Source organism: Pseudopedobacter saltans DSM 12145, assembly GCF_000190735.1.
GTDB classification, from domain to species: domain Bacteria; phylum Bacteroidota; class Bacteroidia; order Sphingobacteriales; family Sphingobacteriaceae; genus Pseudopedobacter; species Pseudopedobacter saltans.
Map to the genome: position 1 here is coordinate 2,549,226 of NC_015177.1, position 20,887 is coordinate 2,570,112.

A 20,887-nucleotide genomic window follows, 5' to 3' on the forward strand; every position below is an offset into this window, starting at 1 on the left:
ATTGAGTTTAAACCAACCGTCTATATTTAGTCACAAATATAACCTTTACAAGCTCGGGTTATTTGTACCAAGTTCTCTATATTTTATAGGATTTTAGCCTCACCGATAATGGACCTAAATGATAAACAAGAGTATTATTCCCTAATATCTCCAATTGTAATTTTATCTTAATTTATCTTGATAGAAGTATCGCTTCACTTTGATAATGCTTATCTTTCGCCGCATTTTGGCAAAAGTTCAGCTTATAAACTTCAATAAGCTGTATATCAGATTTTAAGGAATGATCAAGAAAAGAATATCAGGTATCTGGAATTATTTGAGAGGTGAAGCTCCTCAATTTTCCCTGCAAAGCAGAATTTACCATTCTATTTGCATAGTTACCATACTTGTTATCTTTTATACTATCCCTTTTAGTTTATTAAATGATCTTCACTGGCTTGCATTATTGTCATCTATACTTTTATGTCTTCAGATCTTTTTATATTATTTATCCAGATACAAAAACAAGCTAAACATCAGTATAATTATTTATTCAGTTGTCTTTAATATTTTTTTTGCTATTAGCTATTATTTTTCATCAGGAATTCAGGGTTCTGTACTTTTTTCTTTTATTACAGCATATTTCCTGATTATAGCTACAGCACAAAAGAAACATTATTGGATATGGACACTTGGAAATCTAGCTCTCGTTGTCTCGCTTGTATCCTATGAATATTTTCATCCCGATTTTATTACAGACAGCTATGGCGATCGGGCTACACGTTTTATTGATATCACTTCCACTTACATAGTGACGATTATACTAATATTCGCCTGCCTCACGTATATTATTAACAACTATAATGACGAGAAACGCCTGGCTGATGAAAGCCTGCTTAAACTGAAACAACTTAATAATGAAAAAAACAAATTATTGTCTATCGTCTCGCATGACTTTAACTCTCCCTTAAGCAATATACAAACGTATCTTGACATCCTGGAACGTACCGATTTAACCAATGAAGAACGGAAAGCCTTAGAAGAAGAATTAAGAAGGGTAACCAACGATACACAACATTTTTTGAATAATTTGCTATCCTGGACGAAGAAACAAATGGAAGGTTTCGATTTTTCAATTGCGGCTATCGACGCTAACAAATGTTTATATGGAACGCTTGAAATTTGTAAAAATCTGGCAATAAATAAAAATCTTTCCTTTCAATACAATATACATAAGGATACCTTTATTAAAACAAATAGTGATATCTATCAACTTATTGTACGAAACTTAGTAAACAATGCCATTAAATTCACTCCATCCGGTGGAAAAGTCGAAGTTTTATCTGTTTTAGATAAACACTCTTTAACACTGAAGATAATAGATAACGGTAACGGTATTCCTCAAGACAAACAAGATCAGATATTTACCTCCAAAATCAAATCAACATTCGGTACTAATAACGAAAAAGGCACAGGGCTGGGCCTGAGAATGTGTAAAGAGTTTACAGAGGCATTAAATGGGAAAATATGGTTTGAAAGTGAAGATGGAAAAGGCACTACATTTTTCCTGCAGATGCCACTGGGATATCATTTTGAATAAAATCCCCCAACTGTTTAACTCAACAAGAGCGCAGTCTATTGTTTTCCCCAATTCTGTCTCATTGCTTCGATATTTTTCACAAACTGAGCTTGATTTGATTTTCCGACTTCTGTCGCCCACTTTTCAAACCCTTCTTTATCTGCCTTCACATAATAACTATAAGCTAGATTGTAAGCAGTTTCATAAATATACGCTTTATCCCCAGCCTTATCTTTAAAGTCCTTATAGACTTTCTCCGCCTTATCCAGCTTGTCTGCCTTTGTATAAGCGTACACCAGCTCTTTATAAAACAGGCCATTATTTGGTTGGACCTTCAATGCATCAGACAGTACATTTATAGCATCGTTATATCTTTTCAATGCATTATAAGAATATGCAAGCTCAAAGAGCAGCTTTTCATTCTTTTTATCTTCATTATACGCCTTGGTTAAAATATCCAGAGCTGTATCTGGTTTTCCATTAGCATTGTACATAGATCCCAAAGCCGCCTGATAACTTATTTTATCAGCTTTGTAAATTGCCAGCCAATCAGGTTCTGGTTTTAGATCTAACTGTTTGGTTTCCGAATCTGATAGCACATGTATAACATTGGTATTAGGGCCTAGTCTATACTTGAAAATTGATGTTTTAGTATTTAGATCTTCTACTATCTTTTGCAGCTCTTTTCCTCTCGCGTCTATCCTTCCTTCATATTGGAATGTAGGTCCGGCCATTACATCTAGATATATAAATCCAAAAGAATACAATGAATCTTTATCTGATTTAGGAAAAACTACCCATTTATCAATTGCATCATAAAACCTGGTATTGAATTGAAATGCAGTCTGAGCTTTTAAATGTAATGCTCCAAAAAGCAGAACGATGAAAATAGAATAAGAACGTTTTTTCATTTACATTTGGTTAGGTTTATGCAAATTAACTATTCCGTTGTTGAAAAAGAAATATTCTAACCTAAATTTATTATCATTAAAGAAACTGCTTTTTTCATCAAAATAATTTGATACAGAGATTGCTTTCTTTCCTTTCCGAAAAATCGGCAAAGGCTCTCGCAAAGACAAAATAGGAATGTCACTGCTCCTAAGGAGTTCCTTTCGGAACGAACCCGCGAAGCAGTCTTTATTTGGTCCAACACTAGCCTTTATTATCATTTGTCTGTTAAAATATTTTTACTGTATTTTGATACCAGGCTAATTAAATATTAGAGTACATGAAATTGCTCATTATAGAAGACGAAGTCGAGCTTTCAAAAAGCATAACGAAATATCTTTCTGATGAAAGTTATTTATGTGAACAGGCCTACACTTACCAGGCAGCTATCGAAAAGGTAGAGCTTTACGATTATGATTGTATTTTATTAGATCTGATGCTACCTGGCGGAAATGGTCTGGAGGTTTTAAATATCTTGAAAAAGCATAAGAAGAATGCGGGAGTAATCATCATTTCAGCAAAAGACTCGCTAGATGATAAAATTAAAGGACTTCAGATTGGAGCCGATGATTACTTATCAAAGCCTTTTTTTTTACCGGAACTTGCCGCCCGTATACATTCTGTAATACGCAGAAGAAATTTCGAAAACTCCAATATCATAACTTACGAAGAGTTAGAAGTTGATGTCATTTCCAAGACCGTAAAAGTTAATCATATTCCCGTCCCTTTAACCAGAAAAGAATTCGACTTGCTACTTTTTTTAATGGGAAACAAAAATAAAGTAGTCACCAAAACCGCAATAGCAGAACATCTTTCAGGCGATTTAGCGGAAATGCTGGATAATTATGATTTTATCTATGCACATATCAAAAATTTAAAGAGAAAATTGGCAGACGCTGGTTGTCAGAATTATCTTAAAACACTATATGGCAACGGATACAAGTGGGAAGCATGACAAAGTTGCTCAGTAAACCCCTAAAAGCTTTTACGCTATATGCCTTATGTATTCTTTTGGCAAGCATTCCTGTATATTATTTCATAATAGATCAGATCTGGACACATGAGCTTAACAAGCATAATGAAATTGTGAGTTCTTCGATCATAAAGAATCTGGAAAATTTGCATTTGAATAATCAGGAGCTGGAATCAAGTATAGCATTATGGAATAAAATGCTTCCGGACACAAAAATATCTCATGTAGAGATGCTACGCCCGGATAGTATATACGATGTGTACAGAAAGTCTGCGGCTCTTTATGGTCATCCTATGGACAGGTTCCACGGGTTGGTCACTTATTTTAGTTTAGATGGAAAAAACTACAGCCTGACAGTAGAGACCAATATCGAGGAAAGCTATGAAACTATTGCCGCAATAACAGTTATAACGGTTATTTTCTTTTCATTGATATTAGTCGGTTTCATTCAGCTTAACAAAAGGATTTCCGGTTCGTTATGGAAACCATTTTATGAAACCCTGGAAAAAATAAAAAACTTCGATATAGATAAACAACAGCCTATTGACTTCAAAAAAAGCGAGTTTCTGGAATTTGAAGAAATGAACCATAGTATCAGTAGGCTTATTGAGAGTAATTTAAAAGCATATAATCAACAAAAAGAGTTTACAGAAAATGCTTCTCATGAACTACAAACTCCACTGGCAATAATTCAGTCCAAACTTGATATCCTGCAAAATTCCAGTATAGATGAAGAACAATTTCATATTATAGAAGAAGCAGGGATGGCACTTACGAGAGCATCCAGAATTAATAAAAATCTGCTCCTTTTAGCCAGGATAGAAAATCAACAATTTCCGGAAACAGAAGAAATTAGTATTAACGAATCTTTAGATGATTTATTAAGTTTATTATCGGACTTTCTTAAAGATAAAATCCTTAAATTGGATTCAGGTAATGAATTAATTATCCACAGTAATAAAACACTGTTAGACATTATGCTAACCAATTTAATGATGAATGCCATCAGACATACTAAACCAAATTCCGAAATTCAAATCTCTTTATACAACAGGAGATTAAGCATCTCTAATACCGGAGACTCTCCCTTAGAAGAAGAAAAACTATTTAGAAGATTTAGTACGGTAAACAAAAACAAACCGGGAAGTGGCTTAGGCCTTTCTATTGTCAAAGAAATCGCCAAAAGGTACCATTGGGAAATAGCATACTCTTTCCAGAACAGCATGCACACATTCACAATTGACTTCTAAAAATTCAGAATTTATTCAGAATTGGGCTATAATCTTGTTCAACGAAAAGCTTTTCGAATGTTAAAACAGTTTTTAAATAGCAGATATGCTCTGCTAGCCTATTTTATTTTGGGTTTTGTGTGCGTTTCTTTTTTATTACGCACCGGCCTGCTCATGTTCTCTCTGGAGAAAACAAAATTTAGTGTCCCGGGAATTTTAAGAATTTACGCCCAGGGCTTAATTTTCGATCTCACAGTCGCCTTACTACTATCGGCAACTTACCAGTTATATCTATTGCTGCTACCCGAAAAACTGATCGGTTCTGTCTTCAATAAAGTAGCTACATATAGCTGGCTTACACTGATGTTGTTTATCTGTTTCCTTTCATTTTTTGCTGAAGTAACCTTTTGGCAGGAGTTCGAAAGCAGATTTAATTTTATTGCTGTTGACTATCTTATTTATACTTACGAAGTCATTAATAATATCAACGAATCTTATCCTTTACCAATACTTATTGGATGTATTTTGCTTCTGGTGTTATTTGCATTTTTTCTTCTGAAAAGATTGGGGGTATTTCAGCGAGCTTTCAAAAAAGGAATGCCTTTCAAAAAGAGAATCGCTATATCAGGTATATTATTAATTGTAACCATTTTAGCTCCTCTGCTATTAAGCAATTCCAATGCAGATATTAGCGAAAACAGATATGAAAATGAACTAGCGAAAGCAGGTATTTTTTCCTTTTTCTCGGCATTTAAAAACAACGAGCTAAACTATAATGATTTTTACAGCCTTATTCCAGATAAATTAGCTTTTCAATTGGTTCGTTCTGACCTAAAAAACCCGGAATCAACCTTATCAGACCAATGGAATGCTATTAAAAGAACGATAAAAAGTCCTGCGACAGCATATAAACCCAATGTCATTATGATTACGGTCGAGAGCCTGAGCGCCGATTTTCTTGGCTATTTTGGAAACCAACAGCATCTGACTCCGGTTTTAGATTCCCTGGCACAAACCAATCTGGTATTTACCAATATGTATGCTACTGGAACACGTACTGTCCGCGGTATGGAAGCACTGTCTTTAAGCATTCCTCCCACTCCCGGAAGCAGTATAGTGAGAAGACCCAATAATGATAAATTAACAACCATTGGCCATATTTTTGAACAGGAAGGCTATACGCGAACATTTTACTATGGAGGTGATGGCTATTTTGACAATATGAACGAATACTTCGGTAAAAATGGCTTTGACATAACCGATAGAGGTAGAAAATTAAACTTGGGAGATTCTTATACCACTCACCGCAAATTAATTACGGATAAAGATATACAATTCGAAAACGCATGGGGAATTTGCGATGAAGATCTATTTAATGCAGTTATCAGAGGTTCTGACGAATCTTTTAATAATGGCAAACCATTTTACAACTTTGTGATGACTACTTCTAATCATCGCCCTTTTACATTTCCTGCCAACAAAATTAATATGCCGCAAGGAAATCGAGAAGGTGCTGTTAGATATACAGATTATGCAATCGGTCAGTTTTTAAACCAAATTAAGAGTAAACCCTGGTATAAAAATACGGTAATCATTATCGTCGCCGACCATTGTGCCAGTAGCGCCGGTAAAAATGAGATTGATGTTAGCAAATATCACATCCCTTGTATTGTGGTGAATTTGCCAGATCAGCAGCATAAGACTATAGACAGTATGTGTTCTCAGATTGACCTTTATCCTACTTTATTCAATATTTTAGGATGGACTTATCAAAGTAATCTGTATGGACAGGATGTTTTGGAAAAAACATATAAACCAAGAGCATTTTTAGGTACCTATCAGAAACTGGCCTATTTAAGTGGAGATAGTTTAGTAATATTAGGACCGCAACAGCAAATCGAAACCTTTAAATATAACAAGTCGGATAACGAACAAACAGCAACAAAGCTTAATAAAGAAACTGTAGAAAAAGCTATCGCTTATTATCAGACAGCTTATGATCTGTTTAAACAGGGTGGCTTAAAACAGTAAGGTAAGTAAGACAAACAGAGCGCATAGGTTTCTGCTCTCTAAAAAGAGTCTCCAACTTTTAGCATGTAATAGCCTGAGTTCGATTGTTATTTTAAGTGTTGTATTTCACTAAACGGGATTGCTTCGCAGGCTCGTTCCGAAAGGAACTCCTTTGAAGCAATGACGCTCCTATTTTCTGTCATTACGAGGAACGAAGCAATCTCTTGGAATCACATACTTATTGTAAAATATCTATCCCCTCCAACCCCATATCTTTTCAATATCATCCCGCTGCTCTCAGACCGCCCCTCTGTCCGTAGTCTTGTGCACTGGAATAGAGCCAGGCAGACTACGGATTATCAAATAAAAAAGAGTCTTCGACTCACTTTAGAATGTAATAGCCTGAGTTCGATTGTTATTTTAAAGTGTTGTATTTCACTAAACGGGATTGCTTCGCAGGCTCGTTCCGAAAGGAACTCCTTTGAAGCAATGACGCTCCTATTTTCTGTCATTACGAGGAACGAAGCAATCTCTTGGAATCACATACTTATTGTAAAATATCTATCCCCTCCAACCCCATATCTTTTCAATATCATCCCGCTGCCCCTCTGTCCGTAGTCTTGTGCACTGGAATAGAGCCAGGCAGACTACGGATTTTCATATAAAAAAGAGTCTCCGACTCACTTTAGAATGTAATAATATCCCTCCTAATTCAAACCTTAGCCTGAACACCTATTTTAAAAAAGAACAAGCCTCCCTTTACTCTATTCTTAACTTGAAAAACTTCCTCTAGTGAAGCATGTTTTTGACCAGATGCTATTTTTTATTTATTTAAAACACTACTAATCAAAACATAAATCATTTATCTCACAACACAAATATTTCGAAAACCACAATATGATCTCACTTCTCCTACACCATTTGATAGACGATAGCCCTGGGTCTGAAATAATGAAGATTGTCTGTTTATACACACCCACCATATACCGAATCCGACAACTCATTCCCTACAACATCATAAACCCCAACATATATATGAAGATGAGGATAGCTTGCAAAAGAGGCCGCTTCACCGAGGTTCCATATAAAACTCCCATCCGATATTTTCGCTCCGCCTTCATCAAACCAAATCTGTCCATTTTCAATGGCATAAGCCATAACCACAAGAATCCCACGCTTGTACTCATATTGTACAGTGTCCCATTGTATATAGACATTGTTTTCTTCACGCGTGACTGCCAAAAGAAGAGGCTCCATCAAATCGCCCCTAAAAACCAATACCTTTTCAGGATTAACATAAGGTACATTGTCTTCATCATAATCGATAGCATTCCTGAAAGTGTAGGATTGTGCAGCTTGGAAAGTACCTACCCTGCTCCCCCGGGGAGCTATATTCCTATAACCAAAATCGATTACCTGTTTTAGGGGTTTCAAAAACTCCGACACCGCCTTCATCCTCGCCCTATTGAGCGAGGTCAATGCTGTGGGTTTTCGCTTGACCACTTTAGGTAAACCACGGATAACAGTTTGACCATTCAACTGATAACCTACGATACTGCCCACTTTCCCCGAAAACGGACCGTTAATACCTTCTTTAAGTATAGCCATAATGTAAAGGTTTATAAAGGACTACCCCAGTTAGCGAATGGGTATACTTTAAATATACTAATAATAGTATTAAACTATAAATAAAAGAATGAGAAAACAGTGACTTCATAGAGTTTTACCTCTATGAACCCTCTATAAACCCTCTATTTTACCACTAAAATCTCTCTGTAAAAAGAGACTGAATATCGAATGAATTATTAATCAATGATGGAGGAAAAAACTATAAAACACAGAGAGCTTTAAAAGGCCGCCGCCGATTAGACTGGCTCGTAATCCTTTCCGGCAAAGACCTTGGCGTATGGACACATCTTTGCGATGGCTTTAAATTATTGTTTGCCGTTTATCGAACAACGGATTAAAGGATTTCACAGAAACTGGACATTTGCCTATATGGCTCGCCAATCCATCTCGAAGTGATTCCTAAAGACTCCTTTGATTCTGATTCCCTGAACTTTATGAGTGGGCTAATATAGTCTTGTTTTCTGTTATCCCTTCCTTCAGGCAACAGGTTCCGAATCAAGTTCGGAATGACATCTTTATGTACAGCTATCTGATGTACATGAGAATGTCTTCGGGAAAAGAATTCCTCTATTTTCAATAAAAGGACGACATTCCTAATAAGATTTACAGATAAGACAAAGACGTAGCTACCTTACATTGGCAATCTGTCTACATCTTCAAGAATTTATTTGATTTTTAACTCGGTATATTTATCCCCGTATAAGAAGCGATATCCATTAAAGAATTCACCACTTCTTTATGTAACGGAATACCGTCACGCATCCTTAACTGATAAGCCTCTCTTTCAGGATCTCCCGGAATTAAAACTCCAGATGTACCTGGTCGGGGCAGCGTATTCCTCATCGTGTGAATCCACTCATCGATATTTGTTTTAAATTCGTTTTTATCTCTAAAGCCATCTATTTCCCAAGCACCAAAAAAATGGCCTATTCCCTTTCCTACCTGTTTTTCAGGTAAAGCGGAATTTATTGCAAAGGGAACGGTAAACGGCCCCCAATTGGCTCCGCTTAATACTGCAGACAGAATATCAACCATACTTGCCAGACAATAACCTTTATGTCCACTTCCATCTTTATCTGATCCTAATGGCAATAATGCTCCGCCATTTATCATCTCTGAAGGCATAGTTGTTGAATAACCGTTTTTATCTATACACCAGCCTTCGGGTATTTTTTCATTTTTTCTATCGGCAATCTCTACTTTACCATATGCTACTGCGCTAGAAGCTAGGTCTATAATGATAGGAGGTTCTTTATAAGCAGGAAAAGCTATTGCTAAAGGATTTGTTCCGAGCATTTTTTCGGCACCATTAAAAGGAGCTACACCTTTAGTAGTATTAGTCATTGAGAGCCCAATGATATCATCTTTCAATGCCATAACTGGATAATAACCTGCGGCTCCGTAATGGTTGGTATTGCATACACTAACCCAGCCCGAGCCATGAAGTTTAGCTTTTTGAATAGCTATATCCATACATTTCGGACCTACTACCAATCCTAAACCATTATCTCCATCTATGGTGGCTGTACTACTTTTTTCTCTTATGATTTTAATCTCTGGCTTCGGATTAATTTTACCGGTTCTTAAAAGGTCAAAATATGTTTTTAAACGGGCTATTCCATGCGAATCAATCCCATGTTCGTCACTATAGGCCAGTACGTCTGCAGCAAGTATTGCATCGTCATAAGGAACATCAAAATGAACAAATACTTCTGTAGTAAACTCTCGTAATTGCGTGGATGAAAAAATTGTAAAATCCGTATTACTCATATTCAACAGAACTGTATAGAGTCAAATTAAAAAATGCAGTAGACTCGTTTATGAATATTAGATTGCTTCGCAGGCTCGCAATGACACAAAATAGGAGTGTCATTGCGAGCTCGCGAAGCAATCTCTACTCACTATGAAAAACTATTATTTATTATTTAGAACTATTATTTAATCGAACTCAGGCTATTATTTTATTTATCCTATTTCACTTCCGCTTTACTCTCTTTCTTACCCAGTTTCTCTAAAAGATCTTCTACCTTTTTAGCAGTTTCTTTACCGAATTTTTTTTCCATTTCGGTATTTTTTTCCTTCCTTAGTTTTTCTGTAGCAGCTTTTTTGGCTTCATCTGCTAAACTTTCGTTCTTTCTAACTTCTCTGATTTTAGCTTTATAATCGTCCTGTACCGCAACAATCTGATTGATAACTTCATCACTCAATTTCAGCTCCTGTTTTAAGCCCTCTTTAACTTCTGCTTTTTTCTTAGCAGCTCCGCCCTGAGCAAAAGAAGTTCCGATTAAGCATAGGCTCAATCCGATTCCTAAAAATATTTTTTTCATGATTTATATAGTTTGTGCAGCTTCTACTGCTCGTTTTACAATTTCTAAATCCGTTTGTCCTCTAAAACCACTAAACCCGATGGATAGCATAGTTCCATCCTTTAAATAAATGGGTTGTCCTCCTTCCCAGCCTATCATATCAGGTTTCCTTATTCCATTTTCATCTTCCTGCAATTGATTGGTAAAAATCAATTGCTCATATTCTCCGGTTTGATATCCAGTTATCCAAACTTGACTGGCCTTTAACCATGCGACTCTAAAAATATCTCTGCCCTTTATTTTATTCTCTCCAAAGATTTTTCCATGGACTGTTCCATCTCCTTCTATAATACAAACAGCAACATTTCCGTTAGCTTTCTGCCTGTCTTCCGGAATTTCCATATACTGCGGAACCATACTTTCTATATGGAAAATAATCTGCTTTACCGTGGACTCTAAAATATTTTCAATAATCATAACCTCTCCTTTCTATAAAAAAATCCTGTTCGTTGTTTGTTGTTCGATACTCGTTGTTCGTTGTTCGTTTCTCGATGAGCGATAGACGATAAACGACAGACGACAAAGTTTATCTTCAAATCATCATCCACCCGCCTTTTGCACTACTTTCAAAAAGCTTATCTATTACCCTCATGTTAGCAACAGCATCCTTTATACTGTATTCTAAAGGTTTGTTATTTAAAACGGAATTAGAAAAACTATCAAATTGCAGTGAGTACTGATCTACGGGATTGAAAAACTTTTCTTCAACTCCATCTGGCCGATATATTTTCACGCGGCTTTGCTGATCTGGGATGGCATTGAAAGGTATTTCTATTTCTAATCTGCCCTTGTCACCAAATATATTTACCCGTTGATAAGGCATCAATTGCGTAGAGCATGTAAACGTAGAAATCCCTTTTTCAAATGTTAACATTCCCGATGTTATCACATCTGTTTTTAAATCCGGATGTCGCTGCATTTGAGCCACCACCGAAGACGGCTCTTCATCAAAAACGTGTCTGCTCAAAGAAACACAATAACAACCGATATCCATCAATCCACCACCGCCTATATCCACCTTATTTCTAATGTTATTCGGATCCTGATTGTTGTAGGAAAAGAACGACTGTATGACTTTCACAGTCCCCAGTTCACCTTTTTTTACCAAATCTCTAGCATATATCCATTGAGGGTGAAACCGATACATAAAAGCTTCCATTACCAATAAATTGGGATAAGCTTCTGCCGCTTTTTCTAATTTTATAGCATCTTGTTCATTTAACCCTATTGGCTTCTCACAAAGGACATGTTTACCTGCCTGCAAGGATTTAATTGTCCATTCTACGTGTAAATGATTGGGTAAAGAAATATACACCGCATCAATATCTTCATCCATTAATAATTCATGATAACTACCATAAAATTTAGGTATATCAAATTGGTTGGCTAAAGTTTTTGCTCTTGCTATATCACTTGACCCTATCGCTACTATTTCAGCAGTATTTGCCTTTTTTATTGCCGGTAAGAGCTTTTCTCTTGCTATTTTGGATGTATTTAAAAATCCCCATCTAATCATGCTGCTAATGTTTAGTCTTTTATATAGAGTCTATTGATTATTTTCATATTAAATTTCCACATCTAATTATACAACAATGATTTCAGCCTTATGCATTTTGCTTTTTGCCTTTAGATCGTCAAACTTTGGTTACTATTTATTTTGTGTGGCCATTTTTAATGCCTGGGTAGTTGTGTAATATTTCGCGATCATATTTGGCACTTCCCATTCTGGCATATTTTTCTTTTCCAGGTAAGACAAATACTTTTTCGTTACCTGTGCAAAATGAGCTTCATGCCCTTCGCGGTAGGCTTTAGGGATATAAACTTCCCACCCCAGCTTGGTTTCTTTCAATTGGATTTCCGGATATTCTTTTTGAACTTCTGCTATCTTATTGTCCAGAGCTGCTTTTACAGATGCTCTATCTGCAGCATTTAACGGCTCGACATATAAAGTGGGTTCAAAGTTTTGCTCTGTTCCCTGCCTGATTACAATATTAGATTTACTTCCTCTAATAATTGCAAAATGTGTATCGCCGCCTTTTGTTGCTTCATAATCCCATAAAGCCTTTATTTTTACATGAATACCTTTAAGCTTATAATCAATCTCTCCGTTCGCAAAAACTTCCAATACATTATTTTTAAGATATGGATTCAACGATTCCGGGAATGCGGTAAGATTCGTAATCTTTGTAAATTGTGGCAATGTCATGCTTGTTGGCCATCTTTTCGCTTGTAATAATTCGATATCCTTTCTATAATCCAGAACCTGATTTGGAAAATATCCCCATTGCGCTAAATCAACCAGATGCACAGCCACATCAGCTATTCCTTCTCCTTGTTGAGCTACATCCATAAACCAATAGGGACGTATCAAAGGTTTACCAGATACCACTTTTGAGAAATAATGAACACTTTCCATCTCGATAGACGGTTTTTCTAAACTCCCTTCCGAAAGCCTACCGAGTATGCCCAGATCTTGTGATAACTGTGCCTGAAGCGCATTGGTAATTTCATAGCGCTCGGTCATGATATCATACAACAGAACACCCTTGTCTTTTGCTGCTTTAAATGTTTTTTCTAAGGTTTCAAAGCCATTTTCATTAATTGCCATAGGTTTGTCTGCCAGAACATTAAAACCCGCATCTATAGATTTTTTGATATATTCTGTTTTATGCAGGTTATTACCCGCGATCACCACTACATTTCCTTTTTTATCGGAAAGCATCTTTTCCAAAAAATCCGGACCTTCGTACACCTCTTCTTTCCAGGACGTTTTATTTTCTGTACTCTGATTATAAGATTCTATTTTTTGGAGATGTTGTTCTAATTCAGGTCCTTTCGGCGCATAAACATATACCGTAGAATCTACATTTTCGTACATTGATTTTTGTACTAATGCCGCGTGAAAATGACCTGGATCCAAAGTAATTAACCTGATCTTTTCTTCGACTGCTGTCTTTGGCTTACAAGCTCCCATGGACAATACGATCATTGCCAACATTATTTCTTTCTTTCTCATTTAATTATTTTTACGGATATATTCTAGTCTTGTTCGCTTTTACCACATGAATTAATCCTTTATTAGTTGATTACCTAATTATTCGACTTATTCATATTCTTAGTTAAGAAATGTATGATAATCCAGGCTACGAAATAAGCACATCCACAAACAATAAACAAAATATTGTAACCTGCAGAAATATTTCCCGCTTGTTTATAATATGCTAATAGGGATCCAACCAATAATGGAAATAATGTAGATGCGATTGAACCCGACATTCCCCCAATACCAACCACAGAACTTACTGCATTCTTCGGTACTATGTCAGAAACGATTGTAAAAATATTTGCACTCCAGGCCTGATGGGCAGCCGTTGCAATACTGATAATGGCTACTGCGACCCATATATTAGTAGCAAATTGTGCAAACAAGATAGGTGTTACAACTATTGCTACTATCAGCAAAGTAGTTTTACGAGCTTTTAATACGGGCCAACCTATCTTTATAAAATGAGAGGATAAATATCCACCGCCTATACTTCCAATGGTTGTTGCCGCATATACCACTGCTAAATGAGGACTGGGTTTAGTTAAGTCTAATTGAAAAGTATCTGCAAAATACGCAGGTAGCCAGAATAAGAAAAACCACCATACGGGATCTGTCAGAACTTTACCCACAATGAAAACCCAGGTTTGCTTTAATCCAAGCAAACTCGTCCACTTTAGCTTTTCCTGTTTTTCTTCAGAAACTTCTTCAATATCACTATGGATATAGTCGTATTCTTCTTTTGACAGACGTTTTTGTCTCGATGGAATTTCGTAATAAATGATCCAAAATATCAACCAGACAAACCCTAAGGCTCCGGTAATCCAGAAAGCTTCTTTCCAACCGTACAAACCTAAAAGCCAGGGCACCAAAAGCGGCGCTACAACTGCTCCAATACTCGTTCCTGAATTAAAGATACCTGTAGCCAAAGCTCTTTCTTTTTTTGGGAACCACTCTGCTACGGCTTTAACACCAGCAGGAAAGTTTCCAGATTCTGCCAAACCTAATAATCCACGGGCAAAACCAAAACCTATGGTACTTTTAACCAAAGCATGCAAAATAGCCGCTATACTCCATACTACAACTGAAACAGTATAACCTATCTTCGTCCCAATTTTATCTATCAATCCTCCGAAAATAACATATCCAAGAGCATACATTGATGCAAAACACATTACGATATAGCTATAGTCGACTTCAGTCCAATGAAATTCACTTTCTAAAGTGGGTTTTAATAAGCCTATTACCTGTCTATCAATGTAATTGATCGTTGTAGCTACAAATAACAGAAAACAGATTCCCCATCTATAATTACCTATTTTTTTATTTTCCATAACATTGTATGATTATAATATTGTAATTTCTACCTCGGCACCGTTTCTTTCTGCGGAAACATAACCAGCATAAACTGTTGCCATAACATCCGAAGCCAGTTTACTATTACTTTCTATAGGAGTTCCAAAAGCCGCTGATTTATAAAAAGCATCCATTTCATGCTGATAACCGTTAAACCAACCTTCGTCTGGCGACATGGAAGACCAACCTTGTTTGGTTTCTGTTTTTTCTACTACATATATGTCATTGAAATAATCGCCGTTTGGTGTGTATGCCTGAATTGCATTATTTGGCATGATATTACAAATAGTCCTATGATTATTGGCATTAACTTCTAGTTTGTTATTAACGCCACCGAGAACCAATTCACTAGCAAAAAGATTCGCTATAGTTCCATCCTCAAAAACAATATGTAACATGGCAAAATCTTCTATATCCTTATAGGTTGTTTGAAGATGCCCCTTATCTTCATAATTATCCATTCTGGTAATGGCATGCACTCTGGAGGTTATTGTCTTGGGTCTGATAGGTTCACCGTTTTTTGCTCTTCCTTCAACATGCTTTAAATAAATTGCAGCAGTAAGCGGATGGCATCCTTTACCAATCATAGATCCTCCGCCAGAAAGCTTCCATTGCCCGTATGCCAGGGAATGAGAGCCAGAATGTGATTGTTCACCATGCATCCACAATATCTGAGCTTTTGTTTTTTCTATCACTTCCCGTTCTTTTTGTATCGCTGGTGCATAAACCCAGTTTTCAGCATACATGATTTTGCCTTTACTTTGTTTTTCGGCATCCAGCATACGTCTTAAACTTGCCAAAGTAAATTCTAAACCTTTTTCTCGTGGAAAGGTGTCACCATTGAAATTATCATCGTCCTGTCCGAAATATCCCGTTAAGGGTTTTTCTACGATGACATGTTTGTCTTTTTTTAATGCCGCAATAATAATAGGTTCATGTGTTACCGGCGGAGTGCATACATGTATTAAATCACAATCATCTATTAACTGATCCAGATTATAATAAGGTGTGATATGTCTTTCCTGAGCAAATTTATCAAGCCCTTCTTTGGTTTTAGAAAAAACGCCAACAATCTCTACTTTGGCACTGAATACGCGCTTTAATGCCTCATAATGGAATTTAGCTGCAAACCCCGATCCTACTATTCCTGCTTTTATGACTTTCTTCTCCATAATTGGTTCAAATTCTCTTAATATCTTTTATCTGTAAATTCCTGTGCAATGGCATCTTTTAGCTCTTTATGTAGTGCGGGCACTAACTTTTCTGGTTCGTAAGGTCTAAATGGAAATGGTGGTTTAGGCTGTCCTTTCATTACTTTATCCCCTAGAGTTTCTATTGGCAAATAGCCTTTATAACCACTATTGTAAACAATCCTCATTAATCGTGGCATATCTATTCGGATACGGCTCAATACCCCGAATGGGCTTTCTTTCACCTGAAAATTCACAGCATACGGCATAATTTTTTCTATATCGATATACGGATCATCAGTAATAAAATACCCGGTATCTACAATTACACCAAACCATTTAGAATCTACCATTTTCACTATTTTAATAGTTTCATCCGCGGTTTTCAGAAAATCACCATGATTCTGAATACCTATAAAAACACCTTTTTGTTCAGCATAAGCCATACACTCTTTCAAACTTGCAGTCATGTATCGGGCAATTTCGTCCCATTTATTTTCATAACCCTCTGGTATGGGGCCAGCAAATACACGCACTACCGGTGCACCTAATTTTGCTGCTACATCTATCCATTCTTTAACGTGTTTCACGTCTGCTGCTCTTTTTTCCGGGTCTGGATTGGCGAAGTTATTTCTAACGCCAGTTCCGCTAATTTCAATCCCTTTTTCGAAAGCATGTTTTTTCAGATCGAAAATGTATTTGTCTGAAGGTACTTTTGGATATTCAGGAAAATAATAACCGGTAAGGTCTACCGCGTCATAGCCGTGTTCCGCAGCATAATCTATCAAACCAAAAAGATCCATTTTTTTACTGCTGAACGACCTGGCAAATGAAAATGCGTTCAAACTCGTTTTTACAGCAGCATCTGTTTTCTTCTTTTCCAAATTTTGGGCATTTTTATGTAATGCCGGATAATTTTTTGAAAGGTCCTGGATTTTTATGTTTCTCCATTGTACTTCCATTGGCTTGGCAGAAGTTGTCGCATGAACTTGTAGACCTATAAAACCACTCTTAGATTTGTCATCTATCAAAGAAGCCGCAAAAACACCGTTTATCCAGGTGTATATTCTATATCCCGATGCTTCTATTCTTAAATGGTTCCATTGTTTAGGTTTAAAAGCATTTCTTGCCTCTTCATTATGGGTTAAATCAGCAAGCCAACCTCTACGTTTTTCATCGTAAATACCCCCTGTCCAACTTCTTGGTGCTGTTCCGGAGGCTATTTTCTCTCCTTTCGCATTATAATTTGCAGGCTCCTTTGAATATAGTTCTCTCGACGGATCTATTTCTACCTGATAGCCAAAAACTATTCCGTCTCTATAATTGGGATCTTGAGTGCTTCGGAATTGTATTCCTGAATTAAGCTCATCATCCACCTTAAATTCTAACTCTAAAATAAAATCAGAATAAGTCTTTTCTGTTGCCAGAAAACTATTGGGAGAATCAGTAACGGAAGTGCCAACGATTGCTCCGTTTTTCACTTTATAAATTGCTTTTCCCTGTACTTGCTTCCAGCCATTCAGGGTCTTTCCGTCAAAAAGATTTTCCCAGGGAATCGCATCCTGTGCTATTCCTGATTTGGAAGCCAATATTAAAAAAGCTCCTAAAAAAAACATGATACTCTTTTTCATCTGCTCGTTGTTACTGGTTGAGTTATTTTCCGAATTTTTGAATTTGTGCAGCCTTTACTTCTTTCATAAAAGCAGGAAGTACTGTAAATGGATCCCAGGAGTTCTTTTCACTTGATGCAGCAATTCCTGTAGCTTGTCTCTTAGCTTTATTTCCGCCAGCTGGCGATAAAATTTCTATTGGTAAATAACCTCTGTAATTGGTTCGCTCCATGATATCCATGATACGAGGAAGATCGATTTTGACTTTGCTTGCTGCCCCAAACACGCTTAGTTTCAACTGAAAGTTTACTGCATAGGGCATTGTCTTTTCGATGTCGATATAGGGGTCTTCTGTTAAGAAATATCCAGAGTCTACAATTACTCCAAACCAATCGGAATTTACTTTTTTAACCAGGCTAATGGTTTGTTCTGCTGTCTTTAAGAAATCTCCATGATTTTGAACTCCTATTAAAACCCCTCTTAACTTTCCATATTCTGCACATTCACGCATACTGGCAGCCATATAGTTTTCAATCTCTGCTCTTCTATTCTCGTACCCTTCAGGTATTGGACCGGCGAATATGCGGACAACAGGTGCTCCTAACTTTACAGCCACATCTATCCACTCTTTAACATGCTTCACATCGGCAGCTCTTTTTGCGGGATCCGGATCTGCGAAATTGTTTCTAACACCTGTACCCGTGATATCTAAGCCCAGTCTGAATGCATACTTTTTAATATCGTTGATATATTCATCGCTTGGCAGATTAGGGTAACCTGGAAAATAATATCCGGTTAGATCTACCCCATCAAAATCATGTTGCGCCGCCCAGTCCATTAACTGGAACATCGTCATTCCTTCTCCTCTCCCCCTAACTTTATCCATCAAAGGTTTGGTAAACGAGTAAGCGTTTAAACTAATTTTTACAGAAGGTTTCTTTACGATATTTCCCTGAAATACCGTTTGTCCTATGGTAGAAAGACTTGCTCCTGTTAATATTAATGCTAATAATCCCCTATAGCAACCTCTTTTGAAGGCACTTCTCTTGAAATATGTTTCCATTTCGCTTAGCTTATATTTTTATTGATATACTTTGTTGATTGCTGTTTTTAGATCTTTTAAAAATGGTGGCACCTTTTTATAGGCGTCGTAAGGGATATCCGGAACGGGTCTTGGTTCTCCTTTAATTTCCAGGGTTTCGATAGGCAAATAGCCCCTATAGCCACTTTCTTTTACAATTTGCAATAGCTTATTTAAATCTGTCCTGATTGGACTTCTGGGTCCGAAAGGACTTTCTTTTACCTGAAAATTCACAGCGTAAGGCATTACCTTTGCAATATCCTGATAGGGATCTTTAGTTAGGAAATATCCGGTATCTACTATTGTTCCGAACCATTTTGAATTCACTCCTTTTACTACCCTGATTACCTGATCTGCGGTTTGTAAAAAGTCCCCATGATTCTGAACACCTACCAGTACTCCTTTTTTTTCGCCATACTTTGCACATTCCGTCAAAGCTTCTATTAGATATTTTTCTACAACATCTCTTTTGTTTTCGTAACCTTTGGGAATAGGCCCTGAAAATACCCTAATTACCGGTGCACCTAATTTTTCCGCTACATCAATCCAGTTTTTCACCAATTGGATATCTTCGGCTCTTTTCTTTGGATCAGGATTGGTAAAATCGTTTTTCACTCCTGTACCACTTATATCCAAACCTAAAAGAAACGCCCTCTTTTTTATTTTGTTAATATATTCGTCACTTGGAATATTTGGATATCCAGGAAAGAAATATGCTGTAATATCTATTGCATCAAATCCCGCAGAAGCAGAATAGTCAATAATATTTTCTAATGTGGCTGATTTATCGACTGTTAATACTTTATTGAAAGAATACAAGTTAAGACTGGTTTTCACTTTAGAAGATACACCGTCTACTTTTAATGGTTGTGCAATGGTGCTTTTAAGTCCCAAAAGACACAACGTTAATGCTATTGAACTGCTGATTATTTTCTTCACGTTATTTTTATTTAATAGCTTTTTTTACTTGTTGATAAAAATTTGGTACCGCCTGATACGGATTATAACCCGCAGCAGCCGCTCTCCGCTTTGGTGCAATAGTCTCCAATACTATGTTTCCATTGTAATTATATTTCTTTAAGATTGCACTTATTTTATTCAGATCTATTGCTTCAGGATCATTAGGCCGTTGAATGTTTTCCTTCAACAAAAAGTTAAATGCATAAGGCATTACTTTATCTATTTCAGAATATGCATCGCCAACTAAAAAATATCCGGTATCTACTAATACACCAAAGGATTTAGAATTAACTTTCTTAACCAGATTAATTGTCTGATCCGCAGTTTGTAAAAAATCACCGTGATTTTGGACAACCAAACGTACCCCTTTCTTTTGAGCATATTCTGCACAAATACGCATGCTTTTCACCATTTGCTCAGTAAACTTCTCGCGCTCTTTTTCCTGCTCTTCTGATAGTGCTGCTCCCGAAAAAACACGCACCACCGGAGAACCCAACTTTACTGCTACGTCAATCCAGTCCTTTACCAGGTTAATATCTTCATTTAATTTAACCTGATCTGTAGTAGCAAAATCATTTCTAACTCCTAAGCTCACTATCGGAAGTTTTAGCTTTCCCGCTTCATGTTTAATTTGATTAATTTCTTCGTCAGTTGGTACTTTAGGATAGGAAGGAAAAAAATAGCCTGTAATACTCACCGCATCAAATTGGTTATCAGCAGCAATTTTCAAAAAATCCATTAAGGAAATACCCTCAGCCCTTCCCTTTATTTTATCATTGAGTAACTTATTAAATGAATAAGATTCCAACGCAAAGGTTTTTACCTGTTTACTTTGACCGGAACAGAAACTTCGTAAACAACATAATAAACCTATAATTATTACTGATTGTATGTGCTTAAATTTCATTTTTTCACTGTTTAATAACCAATCTAA

17 protein-coding genes are annotated in these 20,887 nt (G+C 36.5%); 4 read left to right on the forward strand and 13 right to left on the reverse strand.

Annotated features, from left to right (window positions below; all coding sequences use genetic code 11):
• Nucleotides 1-280 precede the first annotated feature (280 nt).
• The gene (locus PEDSA_RS10935; RefSeq protein WP_013633228.1) at nt 281-1,579 is read left to right on the forward strand and encodes an ATP-binding protein; all 1,299 of its coding nucleotides are present in this window, start codon (nt 281-283) and stop codon (nt 1,577-1,579) included.
• A 35-nt stretch (nt 1,580-1,614) separates the two neighbouring features.
• Here the strand turns inward: PEDSA_RS10935 and PEDSA_RS10940 are convergent, their stop codons facing one another.
• Nucleotides 1,615-2,469: a tetratricopeptide repeat protein gene (locus PEDSA_RS10940; RefSeq protein WP_013633229.1), complete on the reverse strand. Its 855-nt coding sequence runs from the start codon at nt 2,467-2,469 to the stop codon at nt 1,615-1,617.
• Between the two features lie 317 nt (nt 2,470-2,786).
• Here PEDSA_RS10940 and PEDSA_RS10950 point away from each other — a divergent pair, with 317 nt between their 5' ends.
• Genes PEDSA_RS10950 through PEDSA_RS10960 form a run of 3 tightly spaced genes read left to right on the forward strand, consistent with a single transcriptional unit; the run spans nt 2,787 to nt 6,739 of the window.
• Complete coding sequence (locus PEDSA_RS10950; protein ID WP_013633231.1) at nt 2,787-3,461, forward strand: response regulator transcription factor; 675 nt, start codon at nt 2,787-2,789, stop codon at nt 3,459-3,461.
• Nucleotides 3,458-4,729 carry a sensor histidine kinase gene (locus tag PEDSA_RS10955; protein WP_013633232.1) on the forward strand — a complete coding sequence of 424 codons (1,272 nt, stop codon included), beginning with the start codon at nt 3,458-3,460 and terminating at the stop codon, nt 4,727-4,729. Before PEDSA_RS10950 ends, PEDSA_RS10955 begins: the two co-directional genes overlap by 4 nt.
• 57 nt (nt 4,730-4,786) lie before the next feature.
• Nucleotides 4,787-6,739 (forward strand): LTA synthase family protein, encoded by a 1,953-nt coding sequence (locus PEDSA_RS10960; protein WP_013633233.1) that lies wholly within the window; start codon nt 4,787-4,789, stop codon nt 6,737-6,739.
• 945 nt (nt 6,740-7,684) lie between these two features.
• Here the strand turns inward: PEDSA_RS10960 and PEDSA_RS19600 are convergent.
• From PEDSA_RS19600 to PEDSA_RS11020, 12 genes are all read right to left on the reverse strand, one after another.
• Entirely contained in the window at nt 7,685-8,326 is a 642-nt protein-coding gene (locus PEDSA_RS19600) for a DUF6266 family protein (protein WP_013633235.1), read from the reverse strand.
• 696 nt (nt 8,327-9,022) lie between these two features.
• Nucleotides 9,023-10,117, reverse strand: a complete 1,095-nt coding sequence (locus PEDSA_RS10970) for an Ldh family oxidoreductase (protein ID WP_013633236.1) — start codon at nt 10,115-10,117, stop codon at nt 9,023-9,025.
• A 200-nt stretch (nt 10,118-10,317) separates the two neighbouring features.
• Nucleotides 10,318-10,674 (reverse strand): hypothetical protein, encoded by a 357-nt coding sequence (locus tag PEDSA_RS10975; protein ID WP_013633237.1) that lies wholly within the window; start codon nt 10,672-10,674, stop codon nt 10,318-10,320.
• A gap of 3 nt (nt 10,675-10,677) precedes the next feature.
• Complete coding sequence (locus PEDSA_RS10980; RefSeq protein ID WP_013633238.1) at nt 10,678-11,130, reverse strand: hypothetical protein; 453 nt, start codon at nt 11,128-11,130, stop codon at nt 10,678-10,680.
• Between the two features lie 115 nt (nt 11,131-11,245).
• Nucleotides 11,246-12,229 carry a Gfo/Idh/MocA family protein gene (locus PEDSA_RS10985; RefSeq protein WP_013633239.1) on the reverse strand — a complete coding sequence of 328 codons (984 nt, stop codon included), beginning with the start codon at nt 12,227-12,229 and terminating at the stop codon, nt 11,246-11,248.
• A 132-nt stretch (nt 12,230-12,361) separates the two neighbouring features.
• Nucleotides 12,362-13,729, reverse strand: a complete 1,368-nt coding sequence (locus tag PEDSA_RS10990) for a putative oxidoreductase C-terminal domain-containing protein (RefSeq protein WP_013633240.1) — start codon at nt 13,727-13,729, stop codon at nt 12,362-12,364.
• Between the two features lie 74 nt (nt 13,730-13,803).
• Nucleotides 13,804-15,090: an MFS transporter gene (locus tag PEDSA_RS10995; RefSeq protein WP_013633241.1), complete on the reverse strand. Its 1,287-nt coding sequence runs from the start codon at nt 15,088-15,090 to the stop codon at nt 13,804-13,806.
• A 12-nt stretch (nt 15,091-15,102) separates the two neighbouring features.
• Complete coding sequence (locus PEDSA_RS11000) at nt 15,103-16,284, reverse strand: Gfo/Idh/MocA family protein (protein WP_013633242.1); 1,182 nt, start codon at nt 16,282-16,284, stop codon at nt 15,103-15,105.
• 17 nt (nt 16,285-16,301) lie between these two features.
• A complete protein-coding gene (locus PEDSA_RS11005) occupies nt 16,302-17,933 on the reverse strand; it encodes a family 16 glycoside hydrolase (RefSeq protein ID WP_013633243.1) in 1,632 nt (543 codons plus the stop codon).
• Nucleotides 17,934-17,955: 22 nt separating this feature from the next.
• A complete protein-coding gene (locus PEDSA_RS11010) occupies nt 17,956-18,975 on the reverse strand; it encodes a sugar phosphate isomerase/epimerase family protein (RefSeq protein ID WP_013633244.1) in 1,020 nt (339 codons plus the stop codon).
• Between the two features lie 18 nt (nt 18,976-18,993).
• On the reverse strand, nt 18,994-19,932 hold the full coding sequence (locus PEDSA_RS11015) for a sugar phosphate isomerase/epimerase family protein (RefSeq protein ID WP_013633245.1): 939 nt from the start codon (nt 19,930-19,932) through the stop codon (nt 18,994-18,996).
• Between the two features lie 7 nt (nt 19,933-19,939).
• Nucleotides 19,940-20,860, reverse strand: coding sequence for a sugar phosphate isomerase/epimerase family protein (locus PEDSA_RS11020; RefSeq protein ID WP_013633246.1), 921 nt, complete (start codon nt 20,858-20,860; stop codon nt 19,940-19,942).
• Nucleotides 20,861-20,887: the final 27 nt, after the last annotated feature.